Consider the following 13467-nt stretch of genomic DNA (forward strand, 5'->3'; position numbering starts at 1 on the left):
TTCCAAAATTCTTTCGTAATTTGCATTTAAGTTGTTCATATTTAATGATTTGTGGTTAAATCAATTTACTGATTTTCAGTAATATGAGCAACTTTTTTATCTTAAATCATAATGCACAACGGGTTCAGTAATAATATTTTTAAGTATTCTATATTTTGTAAAAATTTAAGGAAGTTTTAATCTTAAAAACTTAATAAATATAAGAATTTGTTTTTTTAGTCTTATAAACAGTTTTAAGGTGCACTTAACTACAAATTATTTTAATTTAAAAAAGTTCTTTTTGTAAATGATTGGTTTATTAATATCCCTTTTACTACTTTTGGTTTTTAATATTTATATATAAATAAAATTTATATTATATGCAACTGATAAAGCTTATAAAAATAGATGAAAATTCTAGAGTACCAAAATATCAACAAATTATAGATTCTATTATTCACAACATTTCACAAGGTAACCTTACAATGGATCAAAAGATACCTTCAATAAACATGTTTAGTGAAGAGTTTTATTTATCTAGAGATACTGTTGAAAAAGCATATAGTATTTTAAAAGAACGAAAAATAATTACTTCTATTAGAGGTAAAGGTTTTTACATTTCAAGAACAAAACTAATTTCTAAAGTAAATATTTTGTTTTTAGTTAATAAACTAAGCTCATATAAATTAAGGACTTACAATTATTTTATTGACAAAATAGGTGCTAACTCTCATACAGATCTAGATATTTATCATTGTGATGAAACTCTTTTTCTAAACTTATTAGAAAAAAACAAAGCGGCTTATGACTATTATGTAATTATGCCTCATTTTAAAACCGAAAATTCAAAACATGTAAGTTTACCTGATGACGTTTTAAAGGCATTACAAAAAATTCAAAAAGACAAATTAATTATTTTAGACAACATTAAAGAAAATATTGATAATTCAGCAATTCAGATTTATCAAGATTTCGAAAATGATATTTATCATGCTCTAAATCAAGGGATACAAAAAATTAAGAAGTACAAAAAAATAATATTAGTATATCCTGAAAAAGCTGTTTACCCCTATCCTAAAAGAATTCTTCATGGGTTTAGAAAATATTGTATTGAACATAAACTAGATTTTGAAATACTTGATAAAGTCTACGAAGATATGATTTTAAAAAAAGGCGATTTATTTGTTACTATTGAAGAGTCTGACTTAGTAAATTTAGTAAAACAAGCTAGAGAAGATGAGTTTATTTTAGGTAAAGATATTGGAATAATATCTTATAACGATACTCCTTTAAAAGAATTATTAGGTATTACAGTAATGTCTACAGATTTTAAATCTATGGGGGAAACTGCGGCAGAAATGATTCTAAATAAAACTAAAGGTAAAGTAAAAGTACCCTTTAATTTTATTGATAGAGAATCTCTTTAATTTACTGTTCTTTCAAATTACCTGTAAGGTATTTTAATTATTTAAAATTCTTTAAAATATGATTTTGAAGAATTTGTTGTAATAAGTTTATTCTCATAAATTAATTTATCTCCTTCTCCAATATAAATACTCTTTAAACCTTTATCTTTATGTAAAGTAATAACTGCATAAGAACCTTTAAAATAAATAGCATCATTTTTAAAAACTTGATTTTTAGACTGTGTAATTACATATTGTATTAACTCTTCTTTTGGTGTTTTACTTTTTATAATCAACCCTTTATAAATATCATCTTGTTCAATTTTAATAACCGATTGTATGGTTGGTTTTTCTGAACTATTATAAGGTTCAAAAACAACTACAAAAGGATTTTTCCAAGCTTCGCCTTTATTTCTGATTACTAAAGTTGGTGTAGTTTTATTATCATAAGGTTCTGGAGACTCAAAGGTTATTGGTGCTTTTACTTTAGTATAAGTTCTATTTTTAAATCCAGGAATATATAATTTCATGAACACGTTATTTCCTTTTAATTTTTTGATATTAAACCTAGCTTTTACATCTTTATTGTACGTTTTTGATGTTTTCACTTTCTTAAAAAAATGCCATCCAGGGTTTCTATATTTTTTATTATGAATCCATTCCTTATTTGCATTTTGCATGTATCTATTTGGAGTCTTTTTTAGTTTTAAATCATTATTTTCAAACACCAAATTATCGCCTATATTATGATATAAATAATCATGATATTCATTTGGTAATTTTGATTTTGAACGAAAAACATCTACATAATACCCTGTTGTTGGCGATGTTCTAATCAAACCTAAAGTTCGTTCTTGAATCGCTTCTGCTTTATCGCCTTTATCATCAACAAAACTCGTTTGACTAAATGAGTGATTTGGAGAAATTGCTTTAGCTCTAACGTTAGGCTCCATAGAAATGATCTCAACAGAATTGATACCTAAATTAACCCAACCACCTTCTCCTTGCGAACTTCCATTCACAATTACAGTATTGTGAGCTGCAAAAATTCTGGAGTAATTTTCGTGTAAATCTTTACCATATTTTTTTCTTCCATGATCTACTCCTAAAACCTGTCCTTCGCCATACAATTCAATATTCATGCCTTCTGCATGACCATGCACCATATGTGCACCACCAACAAAACCCATTAATCCATCTTTTGGATTATTTGTGCTACTTAAATTTCGTTGTAAAACAATACCTGCGTGGTAAACTCTGTCCGTTCTTGGTAGTTTTATGGTACTAGATTCTCCATAAATACCATCATCATACCAAAATAAGGCTTCAATATTATTCCTAGAATACGCTCCATTTTGCATTCCGTTTTTTAGAAGCGGAGCAAATTTTTCTTGTAAATACACTAAGCTATCCATTTTTGCCAAAACATACGCATTTTCATAAGCTTGGTAAGAACCATGTTGTCTTCTATGGCCATCTCCCCAACGTATAATTTCGTGATTTGGATACACTAAATCATCTAATCTTGGTAAGGCAAATAATATATTAGGATATTTAGCACCTAATTTTAATGATGGATTGTATCGATTAACAACCAATAGTAGTTTTGCTAAAATTGAAGTAGAATGATTTAAATACTGTGAGGTTTCTGGCCAAATATCACCTTGATTTTTATAATTTTTTGCCATTACTGGCAAAGCATCTTGATTTTGGGTACTTTCTGATAAAAAGTAAGACAACCATTTTTCGCGTTCTTTTTCATCATCCAACCCCAAAGCATTATACACCAAACTTGGTGCTTCTAACACAGGATGATTTGAGCCTGTTTGCCCATAATTTACAGTAATATTTGCATAGATTTTAAACACATTTTGAACTTCATCTATAGGAAAAGATACTTTTTGATTTTTAATGATATCAAAAGCTTTTCCATCTTCTTTAAGGTAAGTTGCTATAAAATCGTAGATTAAAGGAAGTCTGTAACCAATTACACGTACTTCTCTAAAACCATCATAAGGAAATAATAAACCACCTCTTCCTTTCCAATCAGATATTTTTGATTTCTGAACAGATTTTGTAAAAGAATACAAAATACTACTGGCTACATAGGCATATTTGTCTTCTTGAGTTAAATAGTATAGATAACCACAATCTAAAGCGATTTGTAAATTTTCAATTAATAATTCTGCTGGTTCCCATTCTTTGTCTGTGGCATTGTCTAGGTTTCTATGTTTACCATTTTCTACATGATCTGTTTTCAAAAAAGGAGGGAAGTCATTTTCTTCAGCTTTATTCCAATTAAAAGGCAAACGCCCTAGAAATTTTTTAGGATTTTGATAAAATCGATCAACGTGTATATCTGTGGTTTTTTTTAAAGCTACAAAAATTTTATTTGCCCAAGGTTTCGTTTTTATCTTATTTAAAATTTTAGTTCGTTCACTAGATTTTACTAGAATAAATGGGCGTTCTAATTCTTGACTACACAAATGATATTGATGTGCAAAAAACAAAACTATTATGATAAATAAGGTCTTAACGTTCATGCTTTATTTGTTTATATAATTAATCATTGCTTGTCTATAATGAAGATAATCATTAGGTGGAGAACTTGCATTTTTATCTAAATATCTTTTTATCCATTGTGGATGTTTTAAATTATCAGAATTACCTTCAAAAATATTCTTTAAAAAAACTCCTGTTGTGCTATTATTTTTAAGGTAATTTAATTTTGAAGTATATCCTTTTAAGGGTTTTAAACCCATAAAGTGGTTGGTCATTAAAGCTACATCTGGAGATTCTGCGTAAGGAATGGTTGCTCCTTTTTTAATTCCAGAGCCATAAAAATTCATATAAATTTGCCATGAAGACAATTGCTCTGAAAGATGATTGCTTTTTCTTAAAGTTCCCATGCCATGATCTGCAGAAATGATGAAATACGCTGTTTCCCATAGGCCTTCATTTTTTAAGAAGGTTACCAATTTACCTAACTGTGCATCTGCATTTAAAATAGCTTTAATGTATTTAGAATTGGGGTTAGTTTTTCCTGCTGGTCCTTTCCATGAACTTCTAATCTCTTGCAGATGCAAACGAACCAATCTTACACCATCTTCTTTAATATGTTTTATACCTAAGTCTAATACTTTTTTATCGGGCATTATTTCTGCATAATGAATATCTGCTGTTGTAAAAACATCATACAAGGTATGTCCACCAACGTAAACAGATTTTATTCCTTCTCTTTTGGCTGATAAAAAGATATCATCTAACTCTTGATTTTCAAAAACGTGGGTACCTGTATGCATTCCAATATTGGGTGGTGATGCTCCTCTCCAAGGTTCTGTTCCATCTGGTAATTTTACTCTCCCAACAGGACTATTAGAATATGCCTCTTCTACAACAACACCATTGTTTGCAAAATATTTTAGGTTTTCTGCACCAGCATTAATTGCTGTATTTACAGCGTCTTGCATTAATCCGTCAATTATAAATTGAATTACAATAGGTTGTTGATTATTTGTTTTTTTAGATTGTTTTAACTGACTACAGTTAGCAAGTACTAAAGCTGAAACAATTAAAATTATAAACTTTTTCATTAGATCGTATTATTTAATTAAAAAATCTGTATCCATTTTTCTCTTAATTCAATGGCAAGTGCTTTTACTTTTTCTTGATAATCAAGTTTTTATGCTAAGTTAGCTAATTCTAAGAAAATCTTTTTTATAGTCAAATAACATTATGAAATACACAATACTATCATCTTTATTTTGGTAAATCTTTCCATTCGAAATAATAGTGTACCTGGTTTGTTTTAAAGCTTGTTAGTGAAGTTCCATTGGTATAATCTTCATCCTTTTTCGTATAATAAAAAATAAATTTATTTGATATTGGTCTTACTTCTTTAAGTACACTCGTTATAGATGTACCATAAAAAGGAATATTAAAATAGACTCTATTAAACACCGAACTTTCACTAGTTAGTTCGTAAAAATTCGGGAGTTTTACATGTTTTTCTAGGTATAAATTGCGTTCTTCTGTACGTAAATCGTAAATCTTTAAAAGTTATAAATAAAGTGCATTTAAATTTAATTTTAAAGCCAAAAGTTAACGCTTAATTCTCAATTGTTAAATACGTTCCTTTAAAACTTTGATTTAGTACTACTAGTTTTATAGAAGTTTCATCTTTATTTGGAATAACTTCTATACTTGCTTTACCATTTGCCATTTCTATAATTTCGGAGCCAGTTGGTGTTCCTTGAGATTTCAATAATTCTCCACCTTCTAAACATTGAAAATACACTCGTTTTTCATAATCTAAACACCTTAAATCATTTTTATCGAGCGCTATTGCAGTTATTAAATAATTACCATTTTCTAATTTTTTAGAACTAAGTGTAAGTTTTTTGGCTGCCTCATTTTTAGTATACCTATAATTTACTGTTAGGGCATTTTCAACTTTAGGCCCATTGTTTGGTATTCCAACAGCTACCAATTTATTCTTACCTTTAGTAAAGTTCACATCCCAAGTTAGTCCAGATGCTGGAAACTTATTAATATCTCTTTCTTTTTCACCTAAAAATTTATCATTATGATAAAAAGCAACCTTGTTGCAATTACTATAAACACTTATTTTTCTAGGTTTATTTTTTGGTCCTTGACGTTCTGTCCAGGTTTGTGACTCTATGTATGTAAAAGGTACTTCACTCCAATAACTTTTAAACACATAGAATGCATCTTTAGGAATTCCGTTTCTATCAACTAAGCCCTTTTGATTCATATAAGGAATCGCATTTTCTGGTCTCAATGGAGTACCAAAATCTTTAAATGCCCATTGTATATTACCTACAAAAGTTGAATCTTGTTCTGAAATACGCAAATGCCAATCGAATAAATCAACTATATAATTCTCGCTCCAATCTCCTATTTTAGCAATATTAGCTACCCTAGTTTGCACTATTGATTCTTCCCACTCTTCAGATTTTATTTTACCCTCACCAGTTATTGGATTTTCGGTATGACGTCCTACATGACTTGACCCCCCATATTCTGCATGAAGAAAATGATTGTATTCATTTTTATATTTATCAATTGCGATTTTATAACTTTTGTAACTTCCTGAATACCAACCAGACCAAATTGATGGAGAGAATACATCTACAATATATGAACCTTCATAATACTTTCTAATGGCAGTTTTTCGAGAAGGATCCAATTTATGAGAAAGATTGTTTAATTCTGTTAAAAAGGAATTTATTTCATTTTTATCATCACCGTTTTCAAAATCTGGCAACCAATAAATTTCATTACCTAAAGACCAAATAATTATACTTGGATGATTATAATTTTGCGCAATCATTTCTTTGAGATGGTTTTTTGTATTCGTTTTCCAAACATCGTTTCCTACACCTCCTCTACACCAAGGGATTTCATCCCAGACCAATATACCAAGTTCATCACATGCCTTGTACACCTCTGGATCTTGTGGATAATGTGCCAAACGAACAAAATTTGCGCCCATATCTTTTATCAATTCCATATCTGCCCGATGTTGCTTATTGGTCATTGCAGCACCTACACCTGCGTGTTCTTCATGCCTATGCGTTCCTCTAAGTAATAAACGTTTTCCATTTAAGTAAAATGGACCGTTTTTTTCGAATTTAAACCATCGGAAACCTACTTTATCTTCTACTTTATCTTTAACAATTTCGTTTTCAATTAAAGAAACTGAAACGTTATAAAGATTAGGTGTTTTAGTGTCCCATAAATCAGGGTTTAGAATTTCATTGAAAATAATAGTTGATGTTGCTTTTGAAACTGATTTGCTTTGGCTTGCAACAATTTCACCTTTAGGGTCTTTTAAAATTGCCTTAATTTTTAAATTACTGGCAATATTTAAATTTTCAATATTAGCTTCAATCTTTAGTACCGCCTTTTCATTTGAAACAGTTGGCGTTGATATTTTTATATTATTTATATTTGTTTTCGGTTTTGTAACAAGCCAAACATCTCTTGTAATTCCTCCAAAAATAAAGAAATCACTTTTTTGAGACGGGACAACTTCTGGATCATATCCATTATCAACTCGAACTAAAATTTCGTTTTCCCCAGATTTAATATCATTTGTGATATCTACATTAAAGCCTAAATAACCTCCTATATGTCCACCAACTTTTTTACCATTGAGAAATACCTCACTTACAATATTTACACCTTCAAAATATAAAGAATAAATACTTTCATTACTAAATGAAGAGATTTCTATTGTTTTTTTATACCAGCTTGCACTTCTTCTATATCCAGGTTCTGTATCTGTAGCATCTAAACTATTCCAAGAATGAGGTATATTTATTTTTTTCCAATTAACATTATTTAATGCCTTTTTTATATCTTTTGTATTGTTTTCAAGATAAGACCAATCATTATTAATGTTTATTTGTTTTCTTTTAAAATTTTCTTTTGAATTAGCGTTACATGATGCAAAAATTAGTAAGCCTATTATAGCATATATAAATCTGTTTGTATTTATCATATTTATAAATTATTTACTTAAAAAATCTTTACCCCATTTTAGTCTTAATTCTAAAGAAAGATTTTGAACAAATTTAGCATATTCTTCCTTTTCAGCAAGGTTATTTAGTTCTAAAGAATCTGTTTTATGGTCAAATAACATGCGTGCATATGCTATGCCATCATCTTTAACCCATTCTGTGTAAAACAAATCGCCTTTAATTAAAGTTACAGCATCTTTAAATTTTGAAACCGCCCAGTCTTTTTTTGGTTTTTCGCCATTTAAAATGGGTATAAAACTTTTACCATCAACTGTGTTAGGAACTTCTAAACCTACCAATTCAGCCAAACTTGGGTAAATATCTATATATTCTGTAATAGCATCTGTTTTTGTCCCTTTAGTTTTCCCAGGTACTTTTATAACTAAAGGAGTTCTTAAGGCGGTTTCAAAAGTGATGTGTTTACACCACAATTTATGATCTCCTAAATTCCAACCATGATCTCCCCATAAAACGACTATGGTATCATCTTCTAAATCTAATCTTTTCAATTCATCTAAAACCAATCCTATTTGTGCATCAACATAGCTAACACAGGCATAATAACCGTGAATCATTTCTAAAGCCAATTCTTTAGGTACATCTCCTTTTTTAGGAATACCAGTATATTTACGCAGTTCACCAAAGTTATGAAAAGCTTGTTTAGGAGTCGATTTTGGTTGCACATAACTTTCTGGCAATTCAATTTTATTTCTATCATACAAATCCCAGTATTTTTTTGGCGCATTAAAAGGTAAATGCGGTTTCATAAAACCTAACGCTAAAAAGAAAGGCTGATTATTCTCTTTTAATTTTTGCAAATCTTCAATTCCCTTTTTAGCAATTTTTCCATCAAAATAGGCATCATCTTCAACAGCTATATTTTCAAAAGCTGGCCCATAACCTTTTTCAATTGCATGCTTTGCACTCTCAGCTAATTGATAATCTCTAACATTTCCTTTTGGGAACCATCTTTTATCCCAGGCAGCATTATCGTCTTTACCTCCATGATATATTTTACCACTCGATACTGTGGTATAGCCATTTTGTTTTAAAAGCATTGGCAATGAAACTGCTTCTGGATAATCATGGTCTTTTTCTGTACGCGCATCAATAAAACGATGACGTGTGGGTCTTGCCCCTGTTAGTAAACTTGCTCTAGAAGCACCACAAACAGGCACATTACAATAGGCACGATTGAATACCAAACTTTCAGTAGCCAATTTATCTAAATTTGGTGATACAATATGATTTGCTCCGTAGAAATTTAATTCTGGACGCAAATCATCTACAGCAATAAATAAAATATTTTTTGGTTTGTTTTGCTGAATTGCCTCTTTTTTTGGAGCTATATTTTTACATGAAGTTAATATTGCAAAGAATATTACAATTAAGGTTGATCTTTTATTAATTCTTATTTTCATTTTGCTAATGTTTAATTAAAGTGTATTCTTTTTATTTTATTGAATCAACTTTACGAATAATATAATAAAGTAATTACAATTTACAAATTATTGCTTGTGAGTCAAGTAATTTTCTTAAAATATCCTGATTACTTGGTGTAAATTTTAAAATCTTTATAAATTGCAGAACGCCTATACATATGACGAATTCCAATTTTACCTTCTTGTATTGGTTTTACTTGAGAAATATCCCATTGAAAAGTTTCTATTTTTCCATCATTTTCCATTTCGAATGACAACAAATTCTTGGTTTTTATGGTAGTAATATGATACTTTTTTCCTTTTTCAAAAAAGCCTTGTTTATCATAAGAAGGTTGCACTACAATGGAATTAAATGGTTGCCCTTTTGCTTTAGGATATCTTCTAGATCTAACATAATAAAACCCATCACCATTATTCCCAAAGGCAGCATAACTGATATGAAATACGTTCATATTTTCAAAATACTGTCTCATAGCAGGAACTTCACGCTTTTTTTGCCATTTTGAAATGTCTTTTTCATGAACTCCTTCTTCATCTCCAGTAGCTTGAATATATAGTATATTCACAAATCGATTTTCATCATCTGTTTTGATATAATCAAACTCAATTTTTATATCTCCTCTATAAGAATTTTTTGTCCATAAGACAGCATGATGCGCATCATTATAAGCTTCAGGCCCTGCTTTAAAATGCATACCTTCTTTCGAATTCTCAACTGTTGCAATTAAACCATCTAAAGTCCATTTTTTTGTCCAATCTTGTGTACAATCATCATTAAGAACTAAAGTCCAATTTTGTTTTATACTTGCATCTGAAGCATTAGTAGTTTTACTTATTTTACACGAAGAAAAACAGATAAAAATCAAAACAAAACCGAAAAAAGACCTCATCATAATTAGTTATTTAAGAAATTTTTACCCCATTTTTCTCTCAATTCTTTCGCTAAAACCTTTATTTTTTCTTGATATGCTGGTTTTTCTGCTAAGTTATTTAATTCTAAAGGATCTATTTTATGATCGAACAGCATTCTAGCATAAGCAACACCATCATCTTTTATCCATTCTGTGTAAAATAAATCGCCTTTAATTAAAGTTACAGCATCTTTAAATTTTGAAACCGCCCAGTCTTTTTGTGAAGTTTCTCCATTAATAATAGGAACAAAGCTTTGTCCTTCAACAGTTTCAGGACTATCCAAACCAACTAATTCAGCTAAACTTGGATAAATATCTATGTATTCAGTTATGGCATTTGTTTTTTGTCCACTTGTTTTACCTGGCACTTTTATGATAAGTGGTGTTCTTAAAGCTGTTTCAAAAGTAACGTGCTTGCACCACAATTTATGATCTCCTAAATTCCAACCATGGTCTCCCCATAAAATGACGATGGTATCGTCTTCTAACCCTAAACGCTTCAACTCATCCAAAACCAAACCAATTTGTGCATCTATATAACTTACACAAGCATAATAACCATGAATTAACTCTTTTGCTAATTCATCTGGCAAATGACCTTCTTTAGGAACATTCTCATAGTTTCTTAATTCGCCATATTTATGAAAAGCTTGCCTTGGTGTACTTTCTGGTTGTATATAACTTTTTGGTAATTCTATACTTTCTCTATCGTATAAATCCCAATACTTTTTTGGCGCTGTAAAAGGCAAATGTGGTTTCATTAAACCCATTGTTAAGAAAAAGGGCTGTTTACTTTGTTTCAATTTTTGCAAATCCTTTATGATTTTTAACGCCAACTTTCCATCTCTGTAAACAGAATCATGAACCTCTGCCATTTCTACTGGCAAGCCTTTACGGGTATTCTTTCTTATCTTTTGACTTTCAGGTAAAGCATAGCTCCACAAACCATCAGCCTGCCAAAGTTCATCCCATGCGTTTTTATCATCTGTCTTATGATGGTAAATTTTCCCATTAGAAATTGTGGTATAACCGTTTTGCTTTAAAAGTTTTGGTAATGAAACCACGTTTGGAGCATCTACATCCAATTGAGTTTTATGGTCTAAAAAGCGATGCCTTGTAGGACGCATACCTGAAAGCAAACTTGCTCTGGAAGCCCCACAAACAGGCACATTGCAATAGGCACGATTAAAGACCAAACTCTCACTAGCAAGTTTGTCTAAATTTGGAGATTTAATATGATTTGCGCCATAAAAATTCAATTCTGGACGCAAATCGTCAACTGCAATAAATAAGATGTTTTTGGGTTTGTTGTTTTGTGCATTTATAGCTTCTTTTTTTTGAGTTTTACAAGACAAAAAAATGATGGATAAACCAACTAAGTATTTTAAATTTTTATTCATTTATATATTTTTTTACTTCATTTAATTTAGGGTAAGGTACTTTTTCTCCATTTTTTACCCAAGTCCCTGTTGGAGCTTTATTTATTTTTAACCACGCTAACATATCTGCATTCATCTTTAAAGCAATTTCCATTTCTGCTGATGTTGGATTCTTTAAAATATTTCGCCGTTCAGAAATATCTTTAGTTATGTTATACATTTCAAATTCTTCTGATTCATAAAAATAAAAGAGTTTGTAATACTCATTTTCAATCCTTTTCTGAATTAATGTTGATGGCGAAAAACGACTATCCATATACCCTGGCAAATGCCAAAACAAATTTTCTCTTGAAATTCTTTTTGCTTCACCTGTTAGCACTTTTGCAAAAGAAGCACCATCATATTTAGGAGCGCTTCCATCTTTCTTTTTTAGTGTTGTAACATCTACACCTGTAAATTCTGCTAAGGTTGGTAAAAAATCTATACAATGAACTGCTTGATTGGTTACCGAATTTTCTTTTATCACATTTGGATATCTGAAAATTAAAGGCACTCTAAGACCACCTTCTGTTAAATTTCCTTTTCTACCTTTTAAAGGATTATTTTCTCTTAATCCTCCATTGTCAGAATAAAAAATAAAAATAGTATTTTGGGTTATATCATCAGAAAAATTACCATCTCCGTTTGGATCTTTTAATACGTTATTTATTTTTCCAACATTTTGGTCTAACAACTCAATCATAGATGCATATTCTGCTACTCTAGGTTTTAAACCTTGTTTTAAATACTTTTCGGTTAAATCTTTTCTACCAGTAACTTTAGTATGTACTGCATGAAATGGTACATATAAAAAAAATGGTTTTTCATCATTCGCTTTTTCTTTAATGTAATTTACCGAGAAGTCTCCAATAGCATCTGTAAGGTGTTTAGGAGTTCCTTTTAAAAGCGTTAGATCTCCTTGAGATGCATAAGGTTTTAAAATTGTATTGATATATTTATCATCATAAGGCTTTGCCAATTCATCAACAAATTCTGAATTAAACGTCCATCCTTTTTTGTCTGAATTTAAAGCTAAATAATACGATTTTGTTCTTTTTCCATTAATTGGAGCTGCTATAATATGATGAATATCTGCTGGTAAATCTATACCATAATCGCCTTGTAAAGGATGAGGCGTGCCATGACTTTTACCTACAAAGGCCGTTTGATAACCTTTTGTTTTTAGTACATCAAAAATATTAATTCCGTCTTCATTAATAACCTTTTTCTGCTTAAATGGCTCAATAAGAACATTAGGAAAACCTTTGGTTCTTTTATCTTGCCTTTTTAAAGAACCCACATTATACACCTGATTATCTACACCTGTGGCGTATTGCCCACTAATTAATGCAGCTCTTGATGGTGCGCAATTTTGGTTGGTATAGGCATTTGTAAAAGACATTCCTTGGGATGCCAACTTATCTATTACAGGAGTTTCATAAATTTTTGACCCATTGTTTCCATTTGTATTTCCTGTGCTTATATCTACCCAACCCAAATCATCAGCAAAAATAAGTACGATATTCGGCTTTTTTTGATTCGTCTCTTTTTTTGTTAATTTTGATGTGCTACAACCCCATAAAATGAGTATTAAAAAAAATATTTTTGATATTTGAGATACAACCTTCATTTTGTCGTTGTTTTTTATTTTAGCTTTATGTAATACAAGTTATTACTATTTATGAATAAATGTCCTGAAGTCTCCTGTGTTTAATTGATCAAATTAGTTTCAAATAAAAAAAAGTAATCACTTTGAATTTATAGTT

Annotated in this window: 8 protein-coding genes; 1 reads left to right on the forward strand and 7 read right to left on the reverse strand. The window is 29.9% G+C overall.

The genetic code is table 11. The annotated features are described in order from the left end of the window. Nucleotides 1–359: 359 nt before the first annotated feature. Nucleotides 360–1406, forward strand: coding sequence for a GntR family transcriptional regulator (locus AC2D6T_RS00005; protein WP_298945815.1), 1047 nt, complete (start codon nucleotides 360–362; stop codon nucleotides 1404–1406). 41 nt (nucleotides 1407–1447) lie between these two features. On the opposite strand, the gene AC2D6T_RS00010 is transcribed toward AC2D6T_RS00005, so the two are convergent. From AC2D6T_RS00010 to AC2D6T_RS00040, 7 genes are all read right to left on the reverse strand, one after another. Beyond that, on the reverse strand, nucleotides 1448–3928 hold the full coding sequence (locus tag AC2D6T_RS00010; RefSeq protein WP_484680012.1) for an endo-acting ulvan lysase-like protein: 2481 nt from the start codon (nucleotides 3926–3928) through the stop codon (nucleotides 1448–1450). 3 nt (nucleotides 3929–3931) lie between these two features. Then, complete coding sequence (locus tag AC2D6T_RS00015) at nucleotides 3932–4978, reverse strand: alkaline phosphatase family protein (protein WP_484680013.1); 1047 nt, start codon at nucleotides 4976–4978, stop codon at nucleotides 3932–3934. Between the two features lie 515 nt (nucleotides 4979–5493). Then, on the reverse strand, nucleotides 5494–7911 hold the full coding sequence (locus tag AC2D6T_RS00020) for a glycoside hydrolase family 2 protein (protein WP_484680014.1): 2418 nt from the start codon (nucleotides 7909–7911) through the stop codon (nucleotides 5494–5496). Nucleotides 7912–7920: 9 nt separating this feature from the next. Continuing rightward, nucleotides 7921–9351 carry a sulfatase gene (locus tag AC2D6T_RS00025; RefSeq protein ID WP_484680015.1) on the reverse strand — a complete coding sequence of 477 codons (1431 nt, stop codon included), beginning with the start codon at nucleotides 9349–9351 and terminating at the stop codon, nucleotides 7921–7923. A gap of 128 nt (nucleotides 9352–9479) precedes the next feature. After that, nucleotides 9480–10265 (reverse strand): DUF1961 family protein, encoded by a 786-nt coding sequence (locus AC2D6T_RS00030; protein WP_484680016.1) that lies wholly within the window; start codon nucleotides 10263–10265, stop codon nucleotides 9480–9482. A gap of 2 nt (nucleotides 10266–10267) precedes the next feature. After that, nucleotides 10268–11683, reverse strand: a complete 1416-nt coding sequence (locus AC2D6T_RS00035) for a sulfatase (protein WP_484680017.1) — start codon at nucleotides 11681–11683, stop codon at nucleotides 10268–10270. Then, a complete protein-coding gene (locus tag AC2D6T_RS00040) occupies nucleotides 11676–13331 on the reverse strand; it encodes a sulfatase-like hydrolase/transferase (protein ID WP_484680018.1) in 1656 nt (551 codons plus the stop codon). The genes AC2D6T_RS00035 and AC2D6T_RS00040 overlap by 8 nt, the downstream gene beginning before the upstream one ends. Nucleotides 13332–13467 lie beyond the last annotated feature (136 nt).

The organism is Polaribacter sp. YIW18, from assembly GCF_057219325.1.